Genomic DNA, 26,454 nt, shown 5'->3' with positions numbered 1-26,454 from the left:
CGAACGGTGCCCGCCGCGCGAGGGACTTCGGCGGCGGGCGGATTCGGTCGCGGACGCGGCGCGCGGGAAGCGCGCCGCGCCGGTTGCGTTACCAGGAAAGCGCCTTGATCGGGATCAGCGCGTTGGTCATCGGCCCGATGTGGCCGTCGTCGCCGATTTGGCTGCGCCCGCCGGAGATCACCAACTCGTGCATGAACTGCGGCGGCATCGGCTGGCCCCGGCGCGATTGGAACGCGGCGGAGATCGCGACCACGGTCGCGGCGACCATCGGCGTGGCGCTGGAGGTGCCGGAAAATTGCCAGGTATAGGCGGAGTTGGCGCCGGCGTAGGGCGGAATGTCGCCGTAGCCGGTGGTGACGACGCAGTTGCCCCAACCGTGCACGTTCACGCGCGCGCCGTAAGTGGAGAACGACAATTTCGAGCGCGCGGGGGGAGCGGTGTCGCAGAGCGAATTGGGCCCCGAGCTGCCGGCGCCGACGATGAGCGCGCCCGAGCTCGGACGCCCGCGCGGGAACGGCGAGCCGAAGCAGGCGGCGTTGTCGAGATTCATGCCGCCGTTGCCGGCGGCCTCGACCACGTGGACGCCTTTGTGGGTCGCCGCGACGATGGCGTCGTACACCGAGGGAATCCATTCCAGCGGGACATAGCCGCTGCAGCCGGCCGGCCCGGCGGTCTGTTGTTCGATGACGATGACATCGCCCGCGCGTAGCGCGTTGGCGGCGATGGCCACGGCGTTGGCCGGGTCGTAGCCGCGCTCGCGGTTGGCCGCGTTGGTGAAGTGGGCTTGGGCGCGGTCGACCATGCCGGTGACGCCGAGGCGGTTGTCGTCGGCGATCAGCATGCCCATGACCGCGGTGCCGTGGTTGTTGTCGTTGAACGGATCCCAGAGCGTGCCGTTGGGGATGAACGCGCCGGGCGCGCGCAACTGCGACAGGTCTTCGTGCTGGGTGTTCCAGCTGTATTCGATGTCGAGCACGCGTACGCCGGTGCCGTCGGCGTTGGGGTAATCGCGCGCCTCGATCACGCCGATGCCGTTGTTGTCGAAGCCTCTGTAGTACTGCAGCCCCGAGTAGTCCGGCGGCGGCGCCGGCAGCGGCGCGGGATAGGCGATCTCGACCGCGCTCGACGCGTTGAGCGCGTCGAGCGCGCGGCGGATGTCGTGGCCGGGGCGGACGCGCAGGCGGTACCAGCGGCTCAGGCCCGGTTCGGCGTCGGCCGCTTTGTTCGCGCCGGCCGCCGACAGCGTCGCCGCTTCGGCGCGGAACAGCGGTTCGGCCGCGGCGAGCGGGCCGGCGGCGCCGAACAGGCGGTCCAGCGTCGCGAGCGGTGCGGCTTGGGTCGAGGACAAGCGCGCGCCGCGTAGGCCGACGCCCGCGGCGGGCGTGAATTTGACTTCGATGAACTCTTGCGAATCGTAGCGGCCGAGTAGGGCGGTGGCCGGTTTGGGCAGCGCGTGGACGGCGGTGGGCGGTGCGCCGGTCGCGGCGAACGGCGTCGCGGCGAGGGTCAGCGCGGGCAAGAGACAGCGCAACAGCGGACTGCGGACAACGGCGGTTCGAGTCGACATGGTTGGGCCTTAGGGGAAGGACGATGGGGAGGGACGTCGTTCTCGCGGCGCGCGCGGCGGTGCGCCGCGCGAGCGGACGCGGTGGCGTTGAACAAAGCGGACGCGACGGCCGGCGAATGCCGCTAGCGGGCGGGACGCGGGGACGTCGGTGCGAGGTCGGGGACGCTCGTGACGGGCATGCGGCTGCTCCTTGCGCGGGTCGAATGACGTCGTGTCGGTGGTGGCTCCGGGTGCGGCGGGGCGAGTCCGTCGCCGCGCCGCGGGTGCAGCGCGCGATCGCGGCTGCGGTGCTTGTGTACCATGCGCGCCGCTGACGCGGCAGCGAACTGCGTCGATCCGGGAGTGTGCGCGGCATCGGGTTCCGTCGCGATCGCACGGCGTCGTGCGCGTTGTCGCGAGGCCCGCGCCTGCGGCTGCGCCGGCGCGGCGTTTCGTTCCGAAACGCGGGCGAAGGGCGCCGGCCCTTCGCCCGCGCGCGCTCAGCGCTGGCCGAGTTGCGCGATCGCCGCGCGCAGGTTCGGCAGCGGGCCGATGTTGCCGCCGCTGCCGGCCTGCGCGGTGCCGGTGGTGCGCAGCAGGTCGCGCATCTGCCGCGGGGTCAGGCTGATGCCGCGCTGCTTGGCGATGCCCGACAGGGCCACCACCGCGGAAGCGACGATGGGCGAAGCGCTGGACGTGCCCGAGAACACCTTGGTGTAGTAAGCGTTGACGCCGCCGTTGTAGAGGTTGCCGTAACCGGTGGTGGTCACGCAGCGGCCCCAGGCCTGCACGTTGACGCGCGAGCCGTAGGTCGAGAACGACTGCTTGGCGCGTTCGGCGGTGCCGTCGGTGCACCACGCGGTGGAGCGCGGACCGCCGGCGCCGACGATGATCGAACCCGAATCGGCGCGGCCGGCCGGGAACGGCGAGCCGAAGCAGGCGGTGTTGTCGAGATTCATGTTGCCGTTGCCGCCGGCCTGGACCACGTGGATGCCCTTGTTGGTCGCGGTGACGATGGCTGCGTGCACCGAGGCGATCCATTCCACCGGCACGTAGCCGCTGCAGGCGCTGGGGCCGGCGGCTTGTTGCTCGATCAGGATCACGTCGCCGGCGCTGAGCGCGTTGGCGGCGGTGAGGATGGCGTTGGCCGGATCGTAGCCGCGTTGGGTGTTCATCGCGTTGGTGTAGTGCGCGGTCGCGCCGTCGACCAGGCCGGTGACGCCGATCCCGTTGTTGTCGGCGATCAACTGGCCCATCACCGCGGTGCCGTGGTTGTTGTCGTTGAAAGGATCGCTGGGCGTGCCGTTGGCGATCAAGGCGCCGGCGGCGCGCAGCTTGGACAGGTCTTCGTGGTTGGTGTTCCAGCTGTATTCGATATCGAGCACGCGCACGCCGGCGCCGTTGCCGCCGGCCTGGGTGCGGGCGTACTCGCTGTCGATGCCGTTCTGCGCGGAGGGCAGCTTGTAGTACTGGTTGCCGTCGTACGCGGGCGAGGCCGGCAGCGGCACCGGCAGCGGCGCGGCGTAGGCGGTTTCGACGATGCCCATGGCGTTGAGTTCGTCGATCACGCGCGCGGCGTCCTGGCCGGGCTTGACCCGCAGGCGGAACCATTGGCTGAGGTCGGGCTGCGGCTGTTGCGCTTGCGCGCTCTTGGCGAGCGCGGATTTCGCGACGGCGTCGGCCGGGAACAAGGGTTCGAGCGCGGCGACCGGACCGGCGCCACCGACGAGGCCGTCGAGCGCGCTGAGGCGGCCGAGCTTGGCCGAGCTCAGGCGGCCGCTGTGCAGGCGCACTTGGCTGTCGTCGACGAATTTGACTTCGATGAACTCGCGCGAGTCGTAGCGGCCGAGCTTGGTTTTGATCGGTTTCGCGAGCACGTGCTGCGGCGCGGGGCTGGACGGCGGCGCGGCGACGGCGGGCAGCGCGGCGAGCGCGAGGCACGGCAGCAGGGCGCGGAACAAGGGCGTGAGAGCGGAGTGGGCAGTGGAACGCATGAGAGTTTCCTGTCGGGTGGGGTGGTTCGTCATGCGAAGCGGCGCGCTAACCGGGCTTCGCGGTCGGTGCGGCGGGCGGATCGACGGGCGATCCGCAGGCGAGGTTAGGCAGGCGTCGCGGCCGTCGGACGGCGCGGCATCACGGTTTCGGCGATGCGTCGGGCGAGCGTGTTTTTGTTGCGGAAACTCTGATCGCGCACACGGCTTGGAGCGTGCGCGGGTGCGTTCGCCGATGTCGCGGCGCGCACGGACATGGCAGGGTTTCGGGTTTTGCCGCGGCGAGTCGGCGACGCGGCCGATTCAGTCTTGCCGCACGCGCAAAACGAACGAGGGGCGCAAATCGCTTGCGCCCCTCGGGTGGGTCCGGCGATGGCGCGCGCGGCTCAGTGCGGGTGGCGCTTCACGCATTGGCGCAGCTTCTCGCGCGCGGCGACGCCGCCGGTCCAATCGATCTTGATCAGCGATTTGCCGTCTTGCGCGACTTCGAAGTGTTGGGTTTCCTCGAACGCGCCGAGCGCGGCTTCGATCGACGGCACGACGAACACGACCGCGCCCAACTTCTCGGCCGGGTTGTAGTAGTTGAACACCGGCACCGTGGTCGGCGGCGCCTTGGGTTGCAGCAGGGTCATGCGCACGGTGTCCATCGACTTGGGCTTGGGAATGTCGGTGCCCCAGAAGGTCAGCGTCGCGCCCTTGAAGCCAGGGCCGGGGCCCATGACCCGCACCACGCCCTGGTTGTTGGAGAACATCGCCGCGCAGGAGTCGTCGCGGCCGCCGTCGCCCTTGGGGAAGAAGTCCCACTGGCCTTGGACCAGCCGCTTGTACTGCGGGTCGCTGTCGATGCGTTGGCGTTCTTCCAGCTTGTGCTGAGCGTTGAGGAAGCCCTGGCTCACTCGCGCGTAGGCGTCGCCGAGCAGGGCCCGCATCGGGTCCGGCGGCGTCTGCGGGGCGCTGGGCGACGACGGGGCGGCAGGATGGTCCTCGCACAGCGGAACCGCCGCCAGCCCTTGGCCGGCCTGGGTCATGCCGACCATGTCGCGGCCCGGCCCGGCGCCGTTGCATGGGTAAGCGGCCTGGGCCTGCGCGGCGGCGAGCAGGCATAGGCTGGCGGCGGCGAGGCGGGCGAGCGTGCGGCGGACCTGCGGTTTCCTGGCGGCGTGGGTCATGGCGGCGCGATGCGAGTGGGGGAGGCGGCTAGCATTGGCAATCGTGACGCGTCCGTCAATTTCCGGTCGCGCCCGGCGTCGCGGCGACCCCGCGGGCAGTACTTCCGGGACGGGCCGCGCCGCGCCCCGTGGCTATAGTGGCCGGACCATCCCATCGGGGCATCGCTGTGGCCAAGTCCAGCTTTCCGCTGTTCGCGTTGTTGGCGGTTTCCACCGCGTCGGTCGGCGCCGTGCACGGCGTCCAGCCCGGCGATATCGACCGCAACGCCAAGCCGTGCGAGGACTTCTTCGCCTACGCCAACGGCGCGTGGCGGCAGCAGAATCCGATTCCCGATTACATGGACCGCTGGAGCCGGCGCTGGCAGTCGGGCGAGCTCAACAAGGAGCGCGTGCGCGACATCCTCACCGAGTTGTCGGCGCGCCAGGATTGGGCGAAGGGCAGCGCGGGCCAGTTGGCTGGCGATTTCTATGCGGCGTGCATGGACGAGTCGGCGGTGAACAAACTCGGCGCGAAGCCGGTGCAGCCGTGGCTCACGGAGATCGGCGCGATCAAGGACCGCGCCGGCTTGCAGCGCGAAATCGGCAAGCTGCAAGGCGCGGGCATCGCGGTACCGTTCGGCGTCGGCGCCAGCGAGGATCAGCGCGAGCCTTCGCGCACCATCGCGCATATCCGCGCCAGCGGCCTGGGCTTGCCCGACCGCGATTACTACCTCAAGACCGAGCCGCGCTTCGTCGAGGCGCGGGCGAAGTATCTGGTCCACGTCGCGCGCATTTTCGAGCTGGCCGGCACGCCCGCCGACGCAGCCAAGCGCGACGCACAAACCGTGTTCGATTTCGAAAAGCGCTTGGCCGAGGCCTCGCTCGACAACGTGCAACTGCGCGACCCGAAGCTGCAGGACAACCCGACCGCGTTCGCGGACCTGTCCAAGCTCGCGCCCGCGTTCGATTGGGGCGCGTATTTCGATCAAGCCGGCATGCCGCGCGACGCGGTCAACGTGACCGAGCCGAAGTTCCTGCGTCAGTTCGATAAGGAACTGGCGAACACGCCGCTGCCGCAGTGGAAGGCGTACCTGCGCTGGCACTTGCTCAACAACGCCGCCGATTCGCTGTCGCAGCCGTTCGTGGAAGAGAACTTCGCCTTCAACGGCAAGTTCCTCACCGGCGCCACCGAGATGAAGCCGCGCTGGAAGCGCTGCGCCGAACTCGCCGACGCTCAGCTCGGCGACGCGCTGGGACAAAAATACGTGGAGAAGTACTTCCCGCCGGAAGCCAAGGCGCGCATGCAGGACATGGTCAAGAACATCCTCGCGGCGATGGACGACACCATCCGCGAACTGGATTGGATGGACGCGGCGACCAAGAAGAAAGCGCTGGAAAAGCGCTCCACTTTCGTCGCCAAGCTCGGCTATCCCGATAAGTTCAAGGACTACGACGGCGTCGAAGTCAGCCGCGCTTCGGCCTGGGACAACGTGGTGGCGACCCAGCGCTGGAACGTCGCCGACGACCGCAAGCTGGTCGGCAAGCCGACCGACCGCGGCCGCTGGGGCATGACCCCGCCGACCTCCAACGCCTACTACAACCCGCTGCAGAACGAGATCGTGTTCCCCGCCGGCATCCTGCAGCCGCCGGCGTTCGACGTGAACGCCACCGACGCGGTCAACTACGGCGCCATCGGCGTGGTGATCGGCCATGAGATCAGTCACGGCTTCGACGACCAAGGCGCGCAGTTCGACGCGCAAGGCCGCTTGTCGAACTGGTGGACGCCGGCCGACGGCAAGCAGTTCGCGGCCAAGGGCCAATGCGTGGTCGACCAGTTCGAGAGCTATTTCATCGAACCCGGCCTGCACCACAACGGCAAGCTGGTGCTCGGCGAATCCATCGGCGACCTCGCCGGCGCCAAGATCGCCTACCGCGCCTATCTGAAATCGCGCGAAGGCAAAGGCCCGGAACCGACCCTCGACGGCTTCAACCCCGAACAGCAGTTCTTCATCGCCTGGGGCCAGTTCCGCGGCGACGAAACCCGCCAGGAAACCCAACGCACCATGATCCAGGGCGACCCGCACCCGGTCGCGAAGTACCGCGTCAACGGCCCGCTGTCGAACCTGCCGGCGTTCCAGCAGACGTTCCAGTGCAAGGCGGGGGATGCGATGGTGCGGGCGAAGGAGCTGCGGTGCGAGGTGTGGTGAAGGCGGTTTGAGAACGCGTCCGGCCTGAGTCGCCGGACGCGATCGCTCGGCAGGCCGTAGTTGGGCTGTATCGGGGCGTCAATGCGCCATGGCTGCCGGCGCGGTTTGTTCGATGTCGCGGGTTTGCACGGCGCGCTGGGACTGCGCTTGCTCGGCGACGATGCGCTGGTTGGCGGCCTCGAGCTTTTGATCCGACTGTTCCGGCGGCGTCTGCGCGGCCTTCGCGACGTCCACCAGTGCGCGTTTGTGCGCGGGATCGTCGAGGCGGCCTTCCACGGCGAAGAGCGTGTGGCCGTCTTTGCTCAGCACGACGTGATCGATCCGGCTCAGCGCGTTGGCGGCGTACGAGTAGTTCTGCGCGTTGGGATAGCGATCATGGCTGTCTTTGCACGCGGCCAGCAGCGCGTGGCTCACGCGTTCGACGGTTTGCGGGTCGTGCGGCTGTCCGGCGGCTTGCAGGACCTTGAGGCTGCCGGCTTCGATCTGCTTCAGCATCGAGCGGTCGGCATCGCTCATCGGGCTCGGCGCGGCGGCGCGCGTCGAATGCGGATCGGCTTGCGCGGTGTGCGCCAGTTCGGGGCGCTGGTGGATCAGTTGCTGGTAGTCGCGCAGATACGCATCGCGATGGGTGACGGCGCCGTCGCGGTTGAGGTCGGGCGGCGGGTTGCCGAGCGAGTAGCGCGTGTCGGGCACCTGGGCCGCGATCCGTTCGACGATGGCCTGATCGCTCTGTTCGCCCGAGCGCCATTGCTTGTACATCGTCGCCAGTTCGATCCCGTTGAGATAACCGATGGAATTGAACGGGAAGTCTTGCTTGAACGCGGGCTCGTTCTCCAGGTCCTTGAAGATCGGGAACGCGGTGAAGATCGCCTGCGCTTCCAGACCCGCGCGGTAGTGGACATAGTCGTCGGCGGAGCGGCCTTTGAACAGGACGTTGCCGGTGTTGTAGCGGTCGTGGCCGATTTCGTGGGCCAGGGTGCCGAAGAGGTGGCGTTGGGGGTATTCGGAAGAGTCCGGAGATTTCAGCGAGAGCCACTGATGTCGATCGACTACGATGGCCGGCTGCGGGTCGGAGCGGTAATAAGGGAGTCCGCTGTTTGGTTCGAGAACAAACAGTCCGCCGTGCTCGAAGAATCTTGAAAACGCCGAAGACGCATGAGGAGATGTCGCTACCCACTCTTGTACGCGCTTGGGCATCGACCGGAACTGGTCGTTCTCGGAAAGGCCGTCGAGAGGCTTTCCGTCCATGGTCAGGGCCTTTTCCTTGGCTCGGGAGAAATACGTATCGCGGTCACGCAACGATAGGTCATGGGCGTTGTTTGCAGCGCGAGGTAAAAGCCATGGCGGGTCGTGTAGTAGATTCGGCCGCGATCGACTCCGTGAGCATCCTGAAAGACGGGGTCGAGCGTCGCGTGCGTTGTCGCTGCGGCCCAGTTGGGATCCACGCACGGCGCCTCCTCGACTCCGATCTGGATGCTAGGGGATCGCTCCAACGTATAGGCGAAACTCAGAACATGGCCATCCGACAGGAGGACAGGGCCATCGCCCGAGTACTGCGCATCGTCTAGCCGTTTCATGTCGAAAGAGCGATGAAGCGCTGCGAGGATTTTCGCGTTGCCTTCTTGGCCTTCAAGCGACCACTGTAGAAGATCCGCTATGGTCAATGCCTGCTTCGGGCCAAGCTTCGGTGCGGAGGAGTCGATCGTCTTGGGCTCGGCGGGACTGTCTCGGCGGACGTTTTTTTCTGCGTCGCAGGCCGATAGGCTTAGTGCCAGGGCCGCAGCAGACATAATAAAAATGAGCTTCAAGCCGGCACCTCCTTCGCGAGCTTAGCGGCGATGCTAGCAGACAAGTTACGATGAATTGGATGCGGAAAATTCGCGCATGGTGTTTTAGCGATTTATGCGTGCCGCGCTGTGCCCTGAATCGCGCAAGACAAAACTCAAAATTTCGCTTTACGCGGCGCTAACCGAATCGTCACGGCAATCGCTCTGTGCCGAAGGCCGAATGCTACAGCCCTTGCCAAATCGAGAGAGCAAGATGAAACCGCATCCCTACGCCATCGCCTTCGCGCTGCTGCTGCCCATCGCCGCCGCAGCCACCCCCATCACCGTCAGCGGCCACGGCCAAAGCTACGACCCCGGCATCGCGCTGGAAAACGCGCGCGCCGATGCGGTCGGCAAGTGCGCCGCGCAGGGCGGTACGCCGGTCGAAGAGGTGTACAGCCACGTCACTCGCGCCAACCTGTGGCTCGCCGATTCGATCTGGCGTTGCGAGGTGCCGTGACGACGGACGAAGCGTTGCGCGCGTTAGCGAAGCTCAGCGCTTGACCGCGAACACGCCGTCCAGCGCCAGTTCCGCCTTGAAGCCGGATTTCTCCAATCGCTTGGCGACTTCGCGCGGCACATCGCGGCCGGTGGTCAGTTTGTTCGGGCTGCCGGTGTAGTGGAACAGCCGTCCGCCGCGGCGCAGCACGCGCGCGAGGTGGTCGTAGAAGACTTGCGAGTACAGCTCGCCGGCGATGCCGAAGCGCGGCGGGTCGTGCAGCAGCGCGTCGAAGCCGGCGGACGGCAGGTCGGCGATGGCTTTGGAGACGTCGCCTTCGCTGAGCTGCAAGCGTCCGCCGCTGGCGGGCGCGTCGGGGTCCGGCGACCACGGATTGAGCGTGCGCAGCCACAGCACGCTGGGGTTTTTCTCGAACGATCGGATGCTCGCGGCGCCGGCTTCGAGGCAGCACGCGGCGAAGTAGCCGAGGCCGCCGCAGGTGTCGAGCACGGCCTTGCCGCGCGGTTCGATCAGCGCGACCTTGCGCCGCGCGTCTTCGACCGGCGAGGTCTTTGAGGTCGGCAGCATCTTGATGCCGTCGATCTCGAACGTCGGCGCGCCCCAGTCGGTCGGCACCAGCTTGATCAGCGAGCCGGCGAAGCGCGAGACGGCGGCGAAGTCGTCGCCGTCCCAGTAATAGACGGTGCGGTCCTTGAGCGCGGCGGGGTACGGGTAGCGCTGCTCGCGCCACTCCCAGCCGTCGGCGTGCAGGCGGGCGAGGCCTTCGCCGCGGCCGAGGTCGAGCGAGCCGGTCCATGCGCTCAGGCCGGCGTCGCGCGCGGCGCGCAGCGCGTCGGCGTCGGGGCGGGTGAGCAGGGGGCCTGAGTAATGCGGCACGGCGGGCGGTCCGGGGCGGTGGGGAATGGGAGGCGAAGCATACGGGCTGGGGGCGGATATCTCGACCCGGCGCTTGCGTGGCCGGCGACCGCGGAACCTTGATGGCGTTCGCGTAATCGATGCGAAGCTGCTGGCGGTTTCATGAGGCTGAATCAGACCGGCCCGCTGCGAGGGCCGGGCCGGGTAGGGAGGCCGCGCGGCGGGCGCGTTTGCGCCTAAGACCCCGCACGTTTTTTACGCCAAGGATTCAGGCCGGCGGCGGGGCGCCCGGTCTGCCCACCCGCACTGAGGAAACCGCACATCATGATGCGCAAGAATCTGCTTTCGTTCGCGTTGCTGGCCGGTCTGTCGGGGTTCGCCGCGGTCGCCGCGGCCGATGAAATGGGCGCCGAGCCGGTCACCGCCGCGCCGTCGGCCAAGGCCTTCGGCGCGGTCGATTTCGCCACCTCCGGCCAGGCCGGTACGGTGCGCAGCATCGACCTGAGCCTGCCGAGCCAGACCGCGCTGACCGCGCTGGGCCTGCGCCGCGCGGAGCAGGGCCGGCACGGGCAGCCGCTGGAGATCGGCGTCGCCCGCAACGTCGGCCGCAGCCGCATCGATCTGAATTCGTTGAATTGGGAAACCCTCGCCGACGGTTCGCGCGGCGCGCGCTTCAGCCTGACCTCGACCAACGCCGTGGCGGTGCGCGCCGGCCTGCGGTTGCGCGCGACCGGCCGGGCCGACGCCTCGGCGGTGACGCTGCGCTTCGCCGGCAGCGACGGCCGCGTGTACGCGCAGGACGGCGCCGCGTTCGCGAACAAGGACGCGGGTTGGTCGCCGGTGGTCGCCGGCGACACGATCACCGTGGAAATCGTGCTGGCGCCGGGCCAGCGCGCCGACGGCTTCACCCTCAACGTGCCGCAGCTGTCGCACCTCGATGTCGATCCGGGCGCGAGCTCGCGCGATCTGGCCAAGGCCACCGGCGTCGGCGCCAGCCAAGCCTGCGAGCAGGACATCGTGTGCCGGGTCAATCCGAGCGCGGGCTTCCTGGCCGCGAGCAAGGCGGTGGCGCGCATGGTCTACACCAGCGGCGGCAGCTCGTATCTGTGCAGCGGCACCTTGCTCAACAACAGCAACACGCCCAAGCGCCAGCTGTTCTGGACCGCCGCGCATTGCATCAGCACCCAGACCGTCGCCGACACGCTGCAGACCTATTGGTTCTTCGACGCCACCGCGTGCAACAACGACACCGCCAATCCCTCGGCGGTGACGCTGTCGGGCGGCGCGTATCTGCGCCATGCCGACACCAACCGCGACACCTCGCTGCTCGAACTCAAGAGTGCGCCGCCGGCCGGGGCGTTCTACGCCGCGTGGAACAGCTCGGCGCTGAGCTCGACCGGCACGTCGATCGAAGGCATCCACCATCCGGCCGGCGATCTGAAGAAGTACTCGCTGGGCTCGGTGACCAATCTGTCGGCGACGCTCGACGGCCGCAGCCCGCTGACCGAAGTGAAGTGGAGCGCGGGCGTCACCGAGGGCGGCTCGTCCGGCTCGGGTCTGTTCACCGTCGCGACCAACGGCGATTACCAGCTGCGCGGCGGCTTGTACGGCGGTTATTCGGCGTGCAAGAAGAAGGGCTCGCTGGGCCCGAACCAGCCCGATGCGTATTCGCGCCTGGACGGCGTGTGGTCGAGCGTGTCTTCGTACTTCTCGCCGTAACCGAACCTCTGCGCCAACTGCGCCGCGCGTTCCGTCCGGAACGCGCGGCGTTCTTTTGCGCGGTGCGAACTCAGCCGAACACTTCGCCGATGCGCTGGGCGATGTGGCCGCCGTGGGTGGCCAGCGCGAAGTGGCCGGCGTCGAGCAGTTCCACCTGCGCGTCGGGATTGTCGCGGCGATACGCCTGTGCGCCCGGGGGGATGAAGAAGGGATCGTGCTTGCCCCATATCACCAGGGTCGGCACGCGATGTTCGCGGAAGAATTCCTGGAAGCGCGGATACAAGCTCAGGTTGTTGGCGTAGTCCAGGGTCAGATCGAGCTGGATGTCGGCGTTGCCCGGGCGCTGCATCAGCAGGTAATCCAGGTGATAGGCCTCCGGCGCGATCAGGCTGGTGTCGGGCTCGCCGTTTTCGTACTGCCAGCGGGTCGCGTCCAGCGACAGGAACTGGCGCAGCGCTTCGCGGTTTTCCGCGCTCGGGTCGGCCCAGTAGCGGCGCATCGGGTCCCAGGCGTCGCCGAGGCCTTCCAGGTAGGCGTTGCCGTTCTGCGAGATCAAGCCGGCGACGCGCTCGGGTTTCGCGAGCGCCAGACGCAGGCCGGTCGGCGCGCCGTAGTCGAACACGTACAGCACGTAGCGCTGCAGGTTCAGCGCATCGACGAAGGCTTCGAGCGTGCGGCCGAGGTGATCGAAGTCGTAGACGTAGCCGCGCTGCGCGGGGACTTCGGTGAAGCCGAAGCCCGGCAGGTCCGGGGCGACCAGATGGAAGCGGCCGGCGAGCTTGTCGATGAGCTCGCGGAACATCAGCGAACTGGTGGGGAAACCGTGCAACAGCAGCAGGGTCGGGGCGCTCGGATCGCCGGCCTCGCGGTAGAAGACGCGCAGGCCGTCGGCTTCGACGTAGCGGTGGTGGACGGGGTGGTGGGTGGACGACATGGCGGCGGCTCCTGGAAGGTTTGTAACCTTTGTTTATATTTAACAAGGGTTACGAAAGGCTAGTCTCGGCCTGTGTAACTTGTCAATAGTTATTTTTCTGGTTACTTTGGGCGCATGACCACCCCGACTCCCACCGACTGGCCGCCGCTGATCGCCGGCCAACCCGCGCTCGACCTGCTCAACACCCTGACGCTCGAGAACGGCGCCTTGGTCGAACACCTCGGCGACGATGCCGCCGCCGCCGCGTGGCTGAGCCGCGCCACCGGTGCCGCGCAGGCGCCGCAGCCGCATCTGGCCGAGCGCGCGCGCGAACTGCGCGAAGCGGTGCGCGCGGCGGTGGAGTCGCTCAAGCGCGCGCAGCCGGTGGACTTGGCGCCGCTCAACGCCTTGTTCGCGCGGATGCACAGCCATCTGGTGCTGCGGCCCAGCGACGCCGGCTTCGCCTTGCATCGCGAAGCGGTCGGCGATCCGGCATGGCTGGCGTTGGCGCCGCTCGGCGAAGCCGCGGCGCAGCTGCTGGCGCAGACCGATTTCGCTTTAGTGCGGCAGTGCGAGCACGCCGAATGCGTGCTGTGGTTTCACGACACGACCAAGTCGCATCGCCGCCGCTGGTGCAGCATGGCGCTGTGCGGGAACCGGTATAAGGTCAGCGAGTTCCGTAAGCGGCGCGGTGGCTGAGGGCTGTCCGCTGTCGCGCTGGCCAGCGCGGATGAATGCGCGAGATTCGGTCCGGCCCCGGCTTTCGTACCCGCTTCCCGCACTCGGGGGCGAGGCGCGATCCGAGCGCCGGGCCATCGGCTCAGCGCGGTAAATTCAGCCAAAACTCCGCGAAAACCCGCGCCGCCGCCGCGCGGCTTTGCCGCTCCAGTCCATCCGCCCACCCAAACCAACGGCCCAGGACACGCCCCCGCGGCCTGCGCTAGTCTCCACGCCTTTCCACCGGGGACCGCACCACCCATGAATCTCTCCCGCCTGAGCCTGACCCTGGCGCTCGCCGCCGCGCTGGCCGTTCCTTCCGTTCACGCCGCCGGCACCGCCGCGCCCAAGGGCAAGCCCGTGCTCGGCGATTTCGGCGTCGATCTGTCCGCGCGCGATACCAGCGTCAAGCCCGGCGACGATTTCAACCGCTACGTCAGCGGCCAGTGGCTGGCGACGTATCAGCTGAAGGATTACGAGACCTCTTACGGCTCGTTCAACAAGCTGCGCGACGATTCCGAAGCCGACGTGCACGCGATCATCGAAGAATTGGTCAAGCAGAAGAATCTGGCCGCGGGCAGCGAGAAGCAGAAGCTGCGCGACTACTACGCCAGCTACATGGACCGCGCCGCGCGCGACGCCGCCGGGATCAAGCCGCTGCAGCCGGTGCTGGACAAGATCGCCAAGATCGATTCCAAGGACGCGCTGATCGCCGCGTTCGGCGACACCGACCTCGACAACACCACCGCGCCGCTGCGCTTCGGCGTCGATCTGGACCGCAAGGATCCCGACCGCTATCTGGTCGGCCTGCGCGTCGGCGGCCTGGGCCTGCCGGACCGCGATTACTACCTCAACCAGGACGCGCGCTTCGCCGGCATCCGCACCGCGTATCTGGCCCACATCGAGCGCATGCTCGGCTTCGCCGGCGTCAAGGACGCCAAGGCGCGCGCGCAGGCGATCCTGGATCTGGAAACCGCGCTGGCCAAGCCGCAGTGGGAGCGCGCGCAGCTGCGCAACCGCGACAAGACCTACAACGTCGCTACGTTCGCCGAACTGGGCCAGCAGTACCCGGGTTACGACTGGGCCGCGCAGCTCAAGGCGCAGGGCATGACCGGGGTCGATAAGGTCAACGTCGCCACCCCGAGCGCGGTGCAGCCGGTGATCGAGGTCGTCGGCAAGACCCCGCTGCCGGTGTGGCGCGATTACCTGACCTTCCACGCCGTGCGCAACAACGCCGCGCTGCTCAGCCGCGAGATCGACGACGCCGCGTTCGCCTTCAACGGCACCGTGCTCAGCGGCCAGAAGGCGCAGCGCGACGATTGGAAGCGCGCGGTCGCCACCGTCACCGGCAGCGAGGGGCTGGGCGACGCGATGGGCAAGCTGTACGTGGAGCGCCACTTCTCGCCGCAGGCCAAGGCGGCGATGCAGCAGCTGGTGGAGAATCTGCGCAAGGCGCTGCGCGCCAACATCGAGAAGATCGACTGGATGGGCGCGCAGACCAAGACCGAGGCCTACCGCAAGCTCGACAGCTTCCGGCCCAAGGTCGGTTACCCGGACAAGTGGCGCGATTACTCCAGCGTGAGCATCGTCGCCGGCGACCTGATGGCGAACACGATGCAGATGCGCCGCTACCAGCGCGCCGATCAGGTGCGCCGCATCGGCACCCGCACCGACCGCGACGAGTGGTTCATGACGCCGCAGACGGTCAACGCCTACTACAACTCGACCTTCAACGAGATCGTGTTTCCGGCCGGCATCCTGCAGGCGCCGTTCTTCGATCTCAACGCCGACGCGGCGGTGAACTACGGCGGCATCGGCGCGGTGATCGGCCACGAAATGGGCCACGGCTTCGACGACCAGGGCAGCAAGTCCGACTACGCCGGCATCCAGCGCAACTGGTGGACCGATCAGGACCGCGCCGGCTTCGAGCAGCGCACCAAGGCGCTGGGCGCGCAGTACGACGCGTTCTGCCCGCTGCCGGGCCAGTGCGTCAACGGCCAGCTGACCATGGGCGAGAACATCGGCGACCTGGGCGGCGTGTCGATGGCCTACACCGCGTACCAGCTGAGCCTGGGCGGCAAGCCGGCGCCGAAGATCGACGGCTACACCGGCGATCAGCGCTTCTTCCTGTCGTGGGGCCAGATCTGGAAGGGCAAGTACCGCGACGAGGCGCTGCTCAACCAGATCAAGACCAACCCGCATTCGCCCTCGCAATTCCGCGCCAACGGGCCGCTGCGCAATTTCGATCCGTGGTACAGCGCGTTCGAGGTCAAGCCGGGCGATGCGATGTATATCGCGCCGGAGCAGCGGGTTCGGATTTGGTGAGTTCGGTTTGATGCGGCGGGCCCGGTGACGCGGGCTCGTTGAGATCGCGGCCCGGGTGTGTGGGCCGAGGTCGGAAAGCGGGGCGGATCGTCGGCGACGGTCCGCCTTTTTTTTGTGCGGCGGTTTGGTGGGTGTCGCGGGGATCGGAGTTTCGGCGTGGTTGTATTGGCGTGGTCGCGGCTCACGCCGCTCCTACATAGCGCCATGTAGGAGCGGCGTGAGCCGCGACCGCGAAAATAAAGCGCCCGCGCCGCTAAAATCCCGCGATGGTTTACCTCGGCCTGTTCCTGATCGCCTTCATCGCCGCCACGCTGCTGCCCGCGCAGTCGGAAGCCGCGCTCGCGGGCTTGATCGTGCAGGGTTACGCGCCGTGGCTGTTGGTCGCGGTCGCCACCGTCGGCAATGTGCTGGGTTCCACCGTGAACTGGTGGCTCGGCCGCGAGCTGGTCCGCTTCGGCGACCGCCGCTGGTTTCCGGTCAAGCCCGCGCAGCTGGCGCGGGCGCAGGCGTGGTACGCGCGCTACGGGCAGTGGAGTCTGCTGTTGAGCTGGGTGCCGATCATCGGCGATCCGCTGACGCTGGCGGCCGGGGCGATGCGCGAGCGGTTGCGCACGTTCCTGCTGCTGGTGTCGGTCGCCAAGTTCGCCCGTTACCTCGCGGTCGCCGCGCTCGCGCTGCGCTGGCCGTAACCGCGGCGCGCGCGTTCAGCGCGCGACGGCGCAGCTCACGTCCAGCGATACGGACGCGCCGTCGGCCAGTTCGCCCAGCACCACGCCTGGGCCCATGAGTTCGGCGATCGGCACAGTGGCCGCAGGGCAGGCCGCGCCGCTGCACGGCACCGGGTCGGCGCAGTTCAGGCCGGCCAGCGCCGCGTCGCGGACGTTGGCGCCGGCGACGGCATCGGGCCCGTGGTTGCTGACCAGGATGCGGTAAGTCGAGACGGCGCCGGCGACCACGCCGTCGTCCGCCAGATCGTTCGGGCCCTGCGCGGGCGTGTTCGTCACCGCGACCGCCAGATCGGCGTTGCTCGACCGAGTGTTGGTGAACGTGCAGGTCAAGTCGTCGTCGTCGGCAAGCGCGACCGCGAACGAGGTGCCGTCGCCCCGCGGCGTCTGGCCGCCGGCGAGCGCGTTGGTGCAGGCGTACGTCGTGCGATAGCGGCTCAGGTCGGTCCCAGGCGCAGTGACGGCGGCGGTTTCGCTGACGGTGTACGTCGCGCCGCCCGCGCCCGCCGTCAACACCACGGGCGGCGAGGTCACCTGTGCGCCGGCGCCGGTCGTGGCGACGCTCACGGCCGTCGCCGGCGCGGGCGGGGCGATGGTCAACGCGAACTGATCGCCGGCGCCGAAGCGCCCGGAGGCGGCGAAGGCTTTGTTCGCGCGGATCTTCGGCGCGGGCAGCCGGGTCACGGTGATGTCGTCGTGCAAGGCGATGCGGGTGATCGCGGCGCCGTCGGCCGAATGCGAGTCGGGGCGGTACAGCCCCCACTTCAAATAGCCCAGCGTTCCGGCGGTGTCGGGATTGAAGGTGGGGAAGTCGGAGACGGCGGCCTTGCGCGAGTACTGGGTTTCGCCGGGAAGGCGCAGGTCGGCGGTGAAGTATCCGGTCGGCGTGTTCGCCCACAGCACGTCGAAGCGCAGGTCGATCCACTGGTTGTCGTAGGGCCGGATGTCGCCGATGAGCACGATCTGGCGATCCGCGTACCGCAGAATCAGTTGATTGCGCCTGACGCCGACGAACATGTCCGGTTCGCCGTCGGCGTGCTTGAACTGCCAGACGATGTCCACCGGGGCGAGGCCGCCGGTCCAGTCCTGCCAATCTTGCAGCAGCACGCTGAAGGCGTAGCCGCGATGGTCGCCGTTGCGATAGACGCCCGCCGGCACTCTGTGCGTCGCGCTTTCGCTGCGCGGCTTGCCCGCGGACACGTAGGCCGGATCGTCCAGCACGACCTTGTGGCCGATGGCGTAGCGGCCCGCGCGCGCGAACCGTTGGCTGACGAAGGCGGCATCGGCCGCAGTGGCGGCGGTCGCTTCCAGCGCCGGGATGCCGGAGTCGGTGGTTCCGGTTTCGTAGTCCACAGCGAGCAGCGGCGTTTGCGCGGACGTCTGCGGCGCGTGCAGGGCGGCGATGCAGGCGAAGGCGATAGCGAGCGGACGCGCGATCGGTGCGGGAGCGGCGGGCGATGGGGACATAAGCGTCGAGACGAAGGTCGCGGAAGGACGGCGCGCCCCGGATCGCGGCGGCCGCGAGGCTCATGGCCGGAACCGTGCGTGGCCGGATGAGAGAGAAGGGCGCTGTTCGATTTTAGTCCGCCCGGGTTCCGCGGCGCGCGATCCAAGCTCATGACGGCTGGTTATTTCTTCGCGGTCTCCGCACGCATCGATGGGGCGCGAGGAACCGTCGCGACGAAGGGGGGAGGCCCGTCGAGGCGACGGTAGAGCGGCTCATGCGGTGCGGGCGCGGGAACGGCGGCGGCGTCCGTCGCAGCGGCCGGCGTCGCGCGCGAGCCGAGGCGGCGGCGACAGGCCGCGACGCGACGCGCGGCTGAGCGCATGCAGGACAGAATGGGGCCGGGCCGCGATGCTAAAGTGGCTGCCTCCCCTGCAACCGCGAGCCGCCGTCATGAGCACCGCCACCGCCTTCTATCCCGTCGGCACCCCCGGTCAGCCTTGGGGCCCGGCGGAAGTCGCCCAATGGCGTTCGCGCCAGATCCGTCACCGCAGCTACGAAGAACAGGTGCTGAGCGAGATCCAGCGCATCGGCGAGCGCTTCGAACTGGTGCGTTACGGCGAACTCGACTACGGCGCCGACGGCCGCTTCCCCTTGTTCGCGCTGAAGAGCCGCAACTGGAACGACGCGCTGCCGACGATGCTGGTCACCGGCGGCGTGCACGGCTACGAGACCAGCGGCGTGCACGGCGCGCTGCTGTTCCTGGACCGTTACGCGGCGAACTACGCCGGCCGCATCAATCTGCTGGTGGCGCCGTGCGTGAGCCCGTGGGCGTACGAGCGCATCCACCGCTGGAACCCGGAAGCGATCGACCCGAACCGTTCGTTCCGCGAGAACAGCCCGGCGCAGGAATCGGCCGCGCTGTGGGCGCTGGCGACGCCGTTGCGCGACGCCACGCTGATGCACATCGACCTGCACGAAACCACCGACAGCGACGAGACCGAGTTCCGTCCGGCGCTGGCCGCGCGCGACGGCAAGCCGTGCAAGCAGGGCGAGATTCCCGACGGCTTCTATCTGGTCGGCGACAGCGAGGACCCGCAGGCCGAGTTCCAGCAGGCGATCGTCGCCGAGGTCGAGAAGGTCACCCACATCGCGCCGGCCGACGCGAACAACGAGATCATCGGTTCGCCGCTGGTCGCGCACGGCGTCATCAATTATCCGGTGCGCTCGCTCGGCCTGTGCGCCGGCATCACCCACGCGCGCTACCGCACCACCACCGAGGTCTATCCGGACAGCCCGCAGGCGACGCCGGAGCAGTGCAACGAAGCGCAGGCCGCGGCGGTGCGCGCGGCGATCGATTTCGCCTTGGCGCGGGGCTGAGCGCATGAAGACGCGCGCGATCCTGGTGGCCGCGGTGTTGGCGGCGGCGTTCGGCGCGAGCGGCTGCATGCGTGCGCCGGACGTGCCGAGTGCTGCGGTGGAGCCGTTGAAGAACGCCAAGCCGGTGCGCGGCGATGTCGCGTTCTATCTGGTCGCCGACGGCGATGCCGCCGGCGCCAAAGTATTCCCGGTGCTGCGGCCTTACCCGGGCCAGGAAGCGCGCGTGGCGGTGAAGCCGATGCCGGTGATCGCGCGCGGCCAGGTCGCCTTGGTCGCGGTGAGCGCCGACGAAAGCGGGAGCAGCGGTCTGGATCTGCAACTGAGCGACGAAGGCGCGCAGCGTCTGGCCCAGGTCACCCGCGACAACATGGGCAAGCGCATAGCCGTGGTGGTCGGCGGGATGGCGGTGAACGTGGCGACCATCCAGGGCGAGATTCCCGGCGGGCGCTTGCGCGTGAGCGGTCTGACCATGGCCGACGCGGAAGCGTTCGAGCGCGAGTTGACCGTCGCCAAGTAAGCCCAGCCGCGCCCGCGGCGCGCGGGCGCATCGCCGCGATCAGGCCGGCCGGACCAATCCGGCCGAACGATAGAACGCATTCAATTCCCGCGCGCTCGCCAGGCGCAGCTTGGGCAGTTCGATGCGTTCGAACAGCTCGCGATAGCGCCCGCGGTTGGCCGGTGTGGCGATCAGGATGTGGTGGACCATCTCCCAGCGGACCCGCTGGCTGGCGCCTTCGAGCGAGCCGCGCCGGTCGCGTTCGAACCACGCGCGGCGCAGATAGCGCAGCAGGCTGGTCGCGGTCGGCGCGTCGAGCACGATGAGGCCGGTGGCGCGGTTCAGGCGCTGCGGCAAGCAACGCGAGTAGTTGCCGTCGATGACCCAGGCCGGTTCGAGAATCGCGCGGTCGTGCAGGGCGAGGAATTCCGCCTCCGGGCGCGGGCGCCAATCGGTGTGGGGCAGATGATGCAGCTGGTCGAGATGCACCGCCGGCACGCCGCGCGCGCGGGCGATGGCGTCGGCCAGGGTGGATTTGCCGCTGCCGGACGGCCCGAGGATGCAGATGCGCGGTCCTAGCTCGTCGAGGTGCATGGGCGGAGCGGCGGTGGGGGTGCGTTGAAGTGCGTCGCGGCCGTGGCGGCGATGCGGTCGCGCCCGATGGTAGCAGCGAGCATCGACGGCGCGCGCCTCGCCGTTTCAATCGCCGGGCGCTTGCACCAAGCGCAGCGCTTCGACTTCGTCGCTCGCGGGCTCGCGCGCCGGCGCTCCCGCACGCGTCACGCTCAGGCGCACGCGCAGGCGTCCCGCGCGCACCGCATCGGCGGGCACCGGCAGCACGAAGGTTCCTCCGCCGTTCCCGGCGCGCACGCCGTACGGCGAGACCGTTCCCAACGAGCGGCCGCGCGCGTCGCTGACTTGCAGCTCCTGGCCCGGCGCGAGCGCGCCGAGCCGGACTTCCAGATACAGCCGCTCGCCCGGCCGCGATGCCTGCGGCAGAGCGAGCTCGCGATAATCGCCGGCCGCGGCGCAGCCGCCCTGCAACAGCAGGGCGGCGAACCCGCACGCGATCGCGGCGGCGCGCATCGCGGTCACGTGCCCGGCGCGACCACGGCCGCGCGCACCGGCGCGGCTTCCGGTGCCTGCGTGCCCGACGAGGTCACCAAGCGGATCTTGAGCTCGGCGCCGGCCTTGGCGCCTTCGCTCAAGGCGTTGGTGAACACGCGCAGCTTCTTGCCCAGCGGCACGGCGAAGGTCGCGGTGTGCGACATCTTCATGTTCGGCATGCTCGAACCGAAGAAGGCCACGGTGCCGCCGTAGTACGGGCTGTCGGCGTCGACCCGGTCGACGCCGTCGGGCGCGTTGACCAGCACGTCGAACTCGCGCGCGCCGCCGACGCCTTCGGGACGGTCGAGGGTGATCTCGGCGACCAAGGGCGCCGGCAGCGCGTCGGCCATATGGCCTTGCACCAGCGCGGCGGGCAGCGACAGCTCGGCTTCGTCGTCTTCGATGCGGGCGGACACCGCGCCGTACTTGCCCGACGCCGCGCGCCGCTTCGGCTGTGGGCCGGCGAACCCGCCCGGGCCGTAGTCGTAATCGAACGACGCGGTGTCGAAATAGCGCTCGGCCTTGCTCGGGCCGACCGGGGTGCCGTCGGCGTCGACGAAGAACAGGAACGGCTCGCCCATGAAGGCGTCGCGCGCCTCGCCCTCGGTCGGCATGATCGGCAGGCCCAGCGCCAGCTGCTTGCGCGTCCACACGTCCCACAGGCGGTCCATGTTGGCGTGGTGCAGGAAGAAGATCGGGTCCACCGGCGAAAGGAAGTTGGTCATGTTGCCGTAAGGGCCCGGATCGACCGCGCCGACGCCGCCGATGTAGTTGTGCACCTTGTTGTGCGGCAGGCCTTCCAGCATCGAGAACTGGGTGGTGCCGTCGGGCTGCATCAGATGCGAGACGGTGCGCGAACTGGTGAAGCTGGCGCTGATCTTCTCGTCGTGGAACAGCCGCGGTTCCAGCCCCGAGGCGATCACGCTGGGCGAGACGTTGTGCGCGGTCTTGGGATCGAGCTTGGGATTGTCGCGCGAGAGATAACGCGCGCCGCAGGTGATGGCGTAGGACATGTTGCCGGAGATGCCGGTCTTCTGCGTCGTGCTGTAGCCGGTGACGTCGTTCCACACGTTGTCGAAGTTCTCGTAGCCGCGCGCCAGCAGCTGCGTGCGCTGCATGTCGCTGAGCTTGCCCCAGTACGCCTTCATCGGCGGCTGGATGAAATCGGTGAAGCGCTTGAGGTTGCCGGTGTAGGTGGCGTAGCTCGCGTCGGTCGGGGTGAGCACGCCGTCGAACATGCCCGGCGGGATTTCCGGCAGCCGGGTCCAGTCCCAATACGGCAGGGCGAATTCGGGATCGCCGCTGAGTTCGCGGATGGTGCGCTCGAAATAGCCGATGTAGCCGCGGTGCCAGACGTAGAACCACCAGTTGCCGTGCGGGCAATCCAGGAAATGCACGAACGCGTTGCGGAACCAGTTGCGCGGGTCGCTGGGCGGCAGCTTGAGCATGGCCTGGACGCCGCGCGCGTAGCTGGCCAGCATTTTCTGGCCTTGCGGGGAGGTCACGTCGTAGCGGTGCCAGCGCGCGGCCTTGGCCGGGCCCGGGCCGCCGGCGGCCGCGGCCAGGGTCGAGCCGAGCGGCAACATCGCGGCGCCGGCGGCGCTGGCGGCGGTGGTCAGAAACTCGCGGCGGGTGTAATGCATCCTGCGCTCCTCACTTGGGTGGCGGTGCGGGCGCGGGCGGCAGGGCGGACGGGCACGGCCGGACGCGGCCGGCACGGCGCGAAGCGTGTTTGCGATGGCCCCTGTCCGGTCGGCCGTCCGGCGCGCCGGCCGCAGCGATGCGGCGTAAATGTGAACGCGGCGACTGCGCGGCAAAGGCCAGCGCGACGGGGGCAATCGCGCGATCTGCCAGGCGGATCACAAAAGCCTGAATGCGCGGCGGCGGGAGGCGGGCGCGGCGCTGCGTTCAGGTCGCGCTGGCGGCGGGCTCGGAACGGCCGATATCATCACGGTTTATGGCGGGTCGCGGTTCGAGGCGGGCACGGTTTAGGTCGGGTCGCGGCTTAGCGTAGGCACGAGTTAGGGCAGGCCCGAGCGGGGCAGCACGGTTCAAGGGCGGTCGCGGTTTTTGAAGCGGGGCTCGGTTTGAACGCTGCGTTTTTGCGGCGGGCGGCCGTTGCTGGCGACCGCCGTCGGACGTTGCCGAACTTCGGGCGACCCGCGATTTGAAGCGGTTCGGGTTCGATCCGGGCGGACGCGCGACACCGGCGGCGCTTGGGATGCGGATCGTTCGCGGCGGGCCGTGGCCCGGCGCGCGATCGCTTGAGGCGAGGCTCCCGGCGCGGCATCGCCGCGCGCGGGCGGCCACCGAAGACAGCCGGCCGCGGTCACGGCCGGATCGGCCGGCGCGACCATCGACCGCCTCCGTGCGAACGGCGCGGCGGGAGGTCGCGGCCGGATTGCACAGGGGGATGACGGATGCGCGGGTGGGCTTGGAAGATTTGGATCGGTGTCGGCTTCGCCGGACTGGTGGCGGTGTTTTCGTGGCCGCGCGCGCCGGCGGCCGCGGCGGCGCAGACTCCGGCGCCGGCCTCCGCGCCGGAGGCCGCGCCGATCGGCGGCGCGCCCGCGCCCCAGCGCGCCGCCGACGACCCGCGCGCGCCGTCCGCCGCGCCGGCCGGCGGCGCCGGCGGTTATGCCTTGGTCCCAGGGCCGCGCTATCGGTCCGGCGTCGCCGATCCGAATTCGAGCCGAGGCGGCGGCGAGCGGGCGTTCGTCTCGGTGGCGGTCGGCGATGTCGACGGCGACGGCCGCGACGATCTGGTCGCGACCACCGAAGACGGCAGCGTCCAGGTGTTCGCGCAAAAACCGCAAGGCGGGCTGCGGTTTCCGCCGCGGGTGTGGAGCGCTCCCAATGGCGGCGGCCGGCCCGCGACGAGCGCGCTGCTGGTCGATCTCAACGGCGACGGCGCGATGGACGTCGTCGTCGCGCGCGAGGCCGCGCCCGCCAGCGCGTTGCCGGCGGGTCTGGACGTGCTGCTGTCCGACGGCCGCGGCGGCCTGAGCCTGCGCCGGGTGCCGGTCGAGATCGGCGCGGCCGACGAGTTGAACGCGATGGACGTGGATCAGGACGGACGCGAAGACCTCGTCGCCTTGGTCCAGCGCGCGGGCGCCGCGGGCGAATGCGCGCGCCGGGCCGGCGACGCCTGCACCCGGGTGCGCACGCTGTACGGCGACGGGCAAGGCGGCATCCGCGAGATCGCTGAGGCGCCGCTCGGCGGGCCGTCGGCGCGCGTGGTCGGCGTGCTGGACTTCGACGGCGACGGCCGCCGCGACCTGATTTACCGCGAACCCGACGCCGCGCGCGGCGGCAGCCGCTTGCTGTGGCGGCCGCAATTGGCGGAAGGCGGGTTGGGCGAGGCCTCGCCGATCGGTTCGTTGCCGGCGTGGCCGGCGGCGATGCCGGCGCTGGGCGATTTCGACGGCGACGGCCGCGCGGACCTGCTGGTCGGCAGCGCCGAGGCCGGGATGTCGTCGCTGTCCTTGCGCTCGGCCGACGGCGGATTCGCTGCGGCGCGGCCGTATCCGGGCTTCGCCGCGATCTCGCCGCCGCAGATCGCCGATTTCGACGGCGACGGGCGCGCCGACGTGGTGTCGGTGCAGCATCCGGCCGGCGCGCCGGGCGACGCGGGCGTGCTGGCCTATCAAGCGCAGCGCGACGGCGCGCCGGCCGCGCCGCAGTGGCGCGGCGCTTCGCGCGCGTTGGCGCGGATCGGCGCGCACGGGCTCGTCCACGGCGATTTCAACGGCGACGGTTGCCGCGACGTGGCGGTGGCCGCCGGCCGTCAAGGCGTCTGGTTCTATTACGGCCGCGGTTGCGCGCCGGCGCCGATGGGGCTGCAGAACTACCGGTTCGACGAATCCGCGCCGCGCGCGGCCCCGGCGCCGGCCCCGGCGGGCGCCGCCGCGCCGATGCAGACGCAGGCGCAGGCGCAGAAGCAGGTGCGCCAGACCGTGCTGGTGCAGCGGCAGGCGCGCGGCGGCGGGCAGACCCAGTTCCAGCGGCAGATGCAGGCGCGCCGGTCGATGCAGTACCAGCGTCAGGCGCAGACGCGCCGGTCGCCCTCGCTGCAGCAGCGCACGCAGTTCCAGCGCCAGGGCCAGGGCCAGACCCGCCGCGGCGGCGGGCTGCCGCGGCGTTTCACCACCGCCCCGGCGCGCACGCCGATGCGCTTGCTGCGGGCCTGGCGCAAGCGCTGAAGACGGCGGCGATTTGCCGAAATAGGCGGCGCGGCCGAATTAGCGGCCGCGCTGCGCGGGATTGTCGAAATCGGCGCTGCGTATTCGTCGTCTCGGTAAGAGCCCGATGGTCGGGCTCTCTCGAGCCCACTTTACGGAGCCTGCATGCGCTTTCTTTCCCTGATCCGAATCGACGAAACCACCGCCGCCGCGCCGGACGAGCGGCTCATGGCCGACATGGGCCGGCTGATGGAGGAGATGACCCGCGAAGGCGTGCTGATCCAGACCTCCGGCCTGCTGCCCAGCGCGCAAGGCAAGCGCCTGCGCCTGCGCGGCGGCAAGATCAGCGCCACCGACGGGCCGTTCACCGAAAGCAAGGAAGTGATCGGCGGCTACGCCTTGTTCGAGGCGCCCGATCTGGACGCGGCGATCGCCCACACCCGCCGTTTCCTCGACGTGCACGGCGACGGCTGGGACATCGAATGCGAAGTGCGCCCGCTGGTCCCCGGCGGCGGCTGCGGCGTGTAACGCGTCCTAGGGATCCGCCTGTAGGAGCGGCGTAAGCCGCGAACACCCGAAGCGACGCACGAAAGCGCCCCGACCGAAGCCAAGATGCGCGGACGCATTAAAGCGTCCTTAGCGCTGCGGGCTTCGGACGCCACGCGTTTTTGCGTCGCTTCGGGTGTTCGCGGCTTACGCCGCTCCTACAGCGAGAAACCGCGCATCGCCGATGGTAGGCTGTCGCGCCGCCCGCACCGGGCGAACGATCGCGATAAGGAGATCCCCCGATGAAAGCTCCCCTGCTGTTGGCCGTGCTGGCCTGCGCCCTGTCGCCGCTGGCCGCCTTCGCCGACGACGCGGCGCTGGAGAAAGGCCTGACCGAGGCGATGCGCTACGACCGCGCCAAGGGCGAGCGCGCCGCGCCGTCCGGCCCCGCGCTGCAGGCCTACATCCAGGCCGGCTACTTCGACCTCAAGCCGAACGTGCGCGCCGATTACACCGACTACCGCGTGCTCAAGAAGCCGGCGCCGTTCATGGGCCAGAGCCTGGTGCTGGTGGAAGAGGAGTACATGACCCAGTACGTCGGCTGCTGCGTCGACGAAGGCGTCAGCGCGGTGGTGCGCGTGTCCGGCAGCACCGCGGCGATGGAGAAGTTCGCCAAGGCCAATGCCTGCACGTTCGAGCCGAAGTACGACCCGGTCGAGGCGCTGAGCGACCGCCATCTCGGCGTGAGCCTGCCGGCGGGGCGTTACGCCAAGCTGAGTTGCCACGAGAACGACGTCAACCGCTGAGCCCCCGCGAAGCACACCTGTAGGAGCGGCGCGAGCCGCGACCGCGACAACCCAACCGCGTCGAAACTTCCGTCGTAGCTGCGTTGTCGCGGTCGCGGCTCGCGCCGCTCCTACAGGGCTTC

General features: G+C 69.4%; 22 protein-coding genes. 11 read left to right on the top strand and 11 right to left on the bottom strand.

Annotated elements, in window-relative coordinates:
- Window positions 1-88 precede the first annotated feature (88 nt).
- The 3 genes from J5226_RS19500 to J5226_RS19490 all read right to left on the bottom strand — a co-directional run bounded on the left by J5226_RS19500 (window position 89) and on the right by J5226_RS19490 (window position 4,706).
- On the bottom strand, window positions 89-1,567 hold the full coding sequence (locus tag J5226_RS19500) for a S8 family serine peptidase (RefSeq protein ID WP_215836197.1): 1,479 nt from the start codon (window positions 1,565-1,567) through the stop codon (window positions 89-91).
- Window positions 1,568-2,046: 479 nt separating this feature from the next.
- Entirely contained in the window at window positions 2,047-3,540 is a 1,494-nt protein-coding gene (locus J5226_RS19495; protein WP_215836196.1) for a S8 family serine peptidase, read from the bottom strand.
- A gap of 383 nt (window positions 3,541-3,923) precedes the next feature.
- Window positions 3,924-4,706 carry a hypothetical protein gene (locus tag J5226_RS19490; protein WP_215836195.1) on the bottom strand — a complete coding sequence of 261 codons (783 nt, stop codon included), beginning with the start codon at window positions 4,704-4,706 and terminating at the stop codon, window positions 3,924-3,926.
- Between the two features lie 167 nt (window positions 4,707-4,873).
- Here J5226_RS19490 and J5226_RS19485 point away from each other — a divergent pair, with 167 nt between their 5' ends.
- Window positions 4,874-6,892, top strand: coding sequence for a M13 family metallopeptidase (locus J5226_RS19485; protein ID WP_215836194.1), 2,019 nt, complete (start codon window positions 4,874-4,876; stop codon window positions 6,890-6,892).
- Between the two features lie 78 nt (window positions 6,893-6,970).
- Here J5226_RS19485 and J5226_RS19480 read toward each other — a convergent pair whose 3' ends face one another.
- Together J5226_RS19480 and J5226_RS19475 are read right to left on the bottom strand one after the other, a co-directional pair.
- On the bottom strand, window positions 6,971-8,140 hold the full coding sequence (locus J5226_RS19480) for an XVIPCD domain-containing protein (protein WP_215836193.1): 1,170 nt from the start codon (window positions 8,138-8,140) through the stop codon (window positions 6,971-6,973).
- Window positions 8,141-8,142: 2 nt separating this feature from the next.
- Window positions 8,143-8,700, bottom strand: a complete 558-nt coding sequence (locus J5226_RS19475) for a hypothetical protein (RefSeq protein ID WP_215836192.1) — start codon at window positions 8,698-8,700, stop codon at window positions 8,143-8,145.
- Window positions 8,701-8,932: 232 nt separating this feature from the next.
- Between J5226_RS19475 and J5226_RS19470 the strand changes: the two genes are divergently transcribed.
- A complete protein-coding gene (locus tag J5226_RS19470; RefSeq protein WP_215836191.1) occupies window positions 8,933-9,178 on the top strand; it encodes a hypothetical protein in 246 nt (81 codons plus the stop codon).
- Between the two features lie 33 nt (window positions 9,179-9,211).
- Here the strand turns inward: J5226_RS19470 and J5226_RS19465 are convergent, their stop codons facing one another.
- The gene (locus J5226_RS19465) at window positions 9,212-10,054 is read right to left on the bottom strand and encodes an SAM-dependent methyltransferase (RefSeq protein ID WP_215836190.1); all 843 of its coding nucleotides are present in this window, start codon (window positions 10,052-10,054) and stop codon (window positions 9,212-9,214) included.
- A 303-nt stretch (window positions 10,055-10,357) separates the two neighbouring features.
- Between J5226_RS19465 and J5226_RS19460 the strand changes: the two genes are divergently transcribed.
- Window positions 10,358-11,752 (top strand): serine protease, encoded by a 1,395-nt coding sequence (locus J5226_RS19460; RefSeq protein WP_215836189.1) that lies wholly within the window; start codon window positions 10,358-10,360, stop codon window positions 11,750-11,752.
- A 70-nt stretch (window positions 11,753-11,822) separates the two neighbouring features.
- On the opposite strand, the gene J5226_RS19455 is transcribed toward J5226_RS19460, so the two are convergent.
- Window positions 11,823-12,686 carry an alpha/beta hydrolase gene (locus tag J5226_RS19455; RefSeq protein WP_215836188.1) on the bottom strand — a complete coding sequence of 288 codons (864 nt, stop codon included), beginning with the start codon at window positions 12,684-12,686 and terminating at the stop codon, window positions 11,823-11,825.
- Between the two features lie 114 nt (window positions 12,687-12,800).
- Here J5226_RS19455 and J5226_RS19450 point away from each other — a divergent pair, with 114 nt between their 5' ends.
- The 3 genes from J5226_RS19450 to J5226_RS19440 all read left to right on the top strand — a co-directional run bounded on the left by J5226_RS19450 (window position 12,801) and on the right by J5226_RS19440 (window position 16,396).
- Complete coding sequence (locus J5226_RS19450) at window positions 12,801-13,364, top strand: ABATE domain-containing protein (protein WP_215836187.1); 564 nt, start codon at window positions 12,801-12,803, stop codon at window positions 13,362-13,364.
- Between the two features lie 279 nt (window positions 13,365-13,643).
- Window positions 13,644-15,707 carry a M13 family metallopeptidase gene (locus J5226_RS19445; RefSeq protein WP_215836186.1) on the top strand — a complete coding sequence of 688 codons (2,064 nt, stop codon included), beginning with the start codon at window positions 13,644-13,646 and terminating at the stop codon, window positions 15,705-15,707.
- Window positions 15,708-15,973: 266 nt separating this feature from the next.
- A complete protein-coding gene (locus tag J5226_RS19440) occupies window positions 15,974-16,396 on the top strand; it encodes a YqaA family protein (protein WP_215836185.1) in 423 nt (140 codons plus the stop codon).
- A gap of 15 nt (window positions 16,397-16,411) precedes the next feature.
- Here J5226_RS19440 and J5226_RS19435 read toward each other — a convergent pair whose 3' ends face one another.
- Window positions 16,412-17,899, bottom strand: coding sequence for a heparin lyase I family protein (locus tag J5226_RS19435; protein WP_215836184.1), 1,488 nt, complete (start codon window positions 17,897-17,899; stop codon window positions 16,412-16,414).
- A gap of 430 nt (window positions 17,900-18,329) precedes the next feature.
- On the opposite strand from J5226_RS19435, the gene J5226_RS19430 reads away from it, so the two are divergent.
- Both J5226_RS19430 and J5226_RS19425 read left to right on the top strand, forming a co-directional pair.
- A complete protein-coding gene (locus tag J5226_RS19430; RefSeq protein ID WP_215836183.1) occupies window positions 18,330-19,256 on the top strand; it encodes a M14 family metallocarboxypeptidase in 927 nt (308 codons plus the stop codon).
- Between the two features lie 4 nt (window positions 19,257-19,260).
- Window positions 19,261-19,773 (top strand): hypothetical protein, encoded by a 513-nt coding sequence (locus tag J5226_RS19425; protein WP_215836182.1) that lies wholly within the window; start codon window positions 19,261-19,263, stop codon window positions 19,771-19,773.
- 39 nt (window positions 19,774-19,812) lie between these two features.
- On the opposite strand, the gene J5226_RS19420 is transcribed toward J5226_RS19425, so the two are convergent.
- From J5226_RS19420 to J5226_RS19410, 3 genes are all read right to left on the bottom strand, one after another.
- The gene (locus J5226_RS19420; protein WP_215836181.1) at window positions 19,813-20,346 is read right to left on the bottom strand and encodes an AAA family ATPase; all 534 of its coding nucleotides are present in this window, start codon (window positions 20,344-20,346) and stop codon (window positions 19,813-19,815) included.
- A gap of 105 nt (window positions 20,347-20,451) precedes the next feature.
- A complete protein-coding gene (locus J5226_RS19415; RefSeq protein WP_215836180.1) occupies window positions 20,452-20,838 on the bottom strand; it encodes a hypothetical protein in 387 nt (128 codons plus the stop codon).
- A gap of 5 nt (window positions 20,839-20,843) precedes the next feature.
- Window positions 20,844-22,502 carry a tyrosinase family protein gene (locus J5226_RS19410; RefSeq protein WP_215836179.1) on the bottom strand — a complete coding sequence of 553 codons (1,659 nt, stop codon included), beginning with the start codon at window positions 22,500-22,502 and terminating at the stop codon, window positions 20,844-20,846.
- A gap of 777 nt (window positions 22,503-23,279) precedes the next feature.
- On the opposite strand from J5226_RS19410, the gene J5226_RS19405 reads away from it, so the two are divergent.
- The 3 genes from J5226_RS19405 to J5226_RS19395 all read left to right on the top strand — a co-directional run bounded on the left by J5226_RS19405 (window position 23,280) and on the right by J5226_RS19395 (window position 26,332).
- Window positions 23,280-25,061: a VCBS repeat-containing protein gene (locus J5226_RS19405; RefSeq protein ID WP_215836178.1), complete on the top strand. Its 1,782-nt coding sequence runs from the start codon at window positions 23,280-23,282 to the stop codon at window positions 25,059-25,061.
- Window positions 25,062-25,205: 144 nt separating this feature from the next.
- Window positions 25,206-25,568, top strand: a complete 363-nt coding sequence (locus J5226_RS19400; protein WP_215836177.1) for a YciI family protein — start codon at window positions 25,206-25,208, stop codon at window positions 25,566-25,568.
- Between the two features lie 260 nt (window positions 25,569-25,828).
- Window positions 25,829-26,332, top strand: a complete 504-nt coding sequence (locus J5226_RS19395; RefSeq protein ID WP_215836176.1) for a hypothetical protein — start codon at window positions 25,829-25,831, stop codon at window positions 26,330-26,332.
- Window positions 26,333-26,454: the final 122 nt, after the last annotated feature.

Source organism: Lysobacter sp. K5869 (assembly GCF_018847975.1).
Classification (GTDB): Bacteria; Pseudomonadota; Gammaproteobacteria; order Xanthomonadales; family Xanthomonadaceae; genus Lysobacter.
The sequence above is the reverse complement of the archived record's forward strand: the minus strand, read 5'-3'. Positions and strand labels throughout refer to the sequence as shown.

Coding starts and splice junctions, on each gene's coding strand:
- J5226_RS19500 (WP_215836197.1), bottom strand. CDS start 1,567: ATGTCGACTCGAACCGCCGTTGTCCGCAGTCCGCTGTTGCGCTGTCTC.
- J5226_RS19495 (WP_215836196.1), bottom strand. CDS start 3,540: ATGCGTTCCACTGCCCACTCCGCTCTCACGCCCTTGTTCCGCGCCCTG.
- J5226_RS19490 (WP_215836195.1), bottom strand. CDS start 4,706: ATGACCCACGCCGCCAGGAAACCGCAGGTCCGCCGCACGCTCGCCCGC.
- J5226_RS19480 (WP_215836193.1), bottom strand. CDS start 8,140: ATGGACGGAAAGCCTCTCGACGGCCTTTCCGAGAACGACCAGTTCCGG.
- J5226_RS19470 (WP_215836191.1), top strand. CDS start 8,933: ATGAAACCGCATCCCTACGCCATCGCCTTCGCGCTGCTGCTGCCCATC.
- J5226_RS19460 (WP_215836189.1), top strand. CDS start 10,358: ATGATGCGCAAGAATCTGCTTTCGTTCGCGTTGCTGGCCGGTCTGTCG.
- J5226_RS19455 (WP_215836188.1), bottom strand. CDS start 12,686: ATGTCGTCCACCCACCACCCCGTCCACCACCGCTACGTCGAAGCCGAC.
- J5226_RS19450 (WP_215836187.1), top strand. CDS start 12,801: ATGACCACCCCGACTCCCACCGACTGGCCGCCGCTGATCGCCGGCCAA.
- J5226_RS19445 (WP_215836186.1), top strand. CDS start 13,644: ATGAATCTCTCCCGCCTGAGCCTGACCCTGGCGCTCGCCGCCGCGCTG.
- J5226_RS19440 (WP_215836185.1), top strand. CDS start 15,974: ATGGTTTACCTCGGCCTGTTCCTGATCGCCTTCATCGCCGCCACGCTG.
- J5226_RS19435 (WP_215836184.1), bottom strand. CDS start 17,899: ATGTCCCCATCGCCCGCCGCTCCCGCACCGATCGCGCGTCCGCTCGCT.
- J5226_RS19430 (WP_215836183.1), top strand. CDS start 18,330: ATGAGCACCGCCACCGCCTTCTATCCCGTCGGCACCCCCGGTCAGCCT.
- J5226_RS19425 (WP_215836182.1), top strand. CDS start 19,261: ATGAAGACGCGCGCGATCCTGGTGGCCGCGGTGTTGGCGGCGGCGTTC.
- J5226_RS19420 (WP_215836181.1), bottom strand. CDS start 20,346: ATGCACCTCGACGAGCTAGGACCGCGCATCTGCATCCTCGGGCCGTCC.
- J5226_RS19415 (WP_215836180.1), bottom strand. CDS start 20,838: ATGCGCGCCGCCGCGATCGCGTGCGGGTTCGCCGCCCTGCTGTTGCAG.
- J5226_RS19410 (WP_215836179.1), bottom strand. CDS start 22,502: ATGCATTACACCCGCCGCGAGTTTCTGACCACCGCCGCCAGCGCCGCC.
- J5226_RS19405 (WP_215836178.1), top strand. CDS start 23,280: ATGCGCGGGTGGGCTTGGAAGATTTGGATCGGTGTCGGCTTCGCCGGA.
- J5226_RS19400 (WP_215836177.1), top strand. CDS start 25,206: ATGCGCTTTCTTTCCCTGATCCGAATCGACGAAACCACCGCCGCCGCG.
- J5226_RS19395 (WP_215836176.1), top strand. CDS start 25,829: ATGAAAGCTCCCCTGCTGTTGGCCGTGCTGGCCTGCGCCCTGTCGCCG.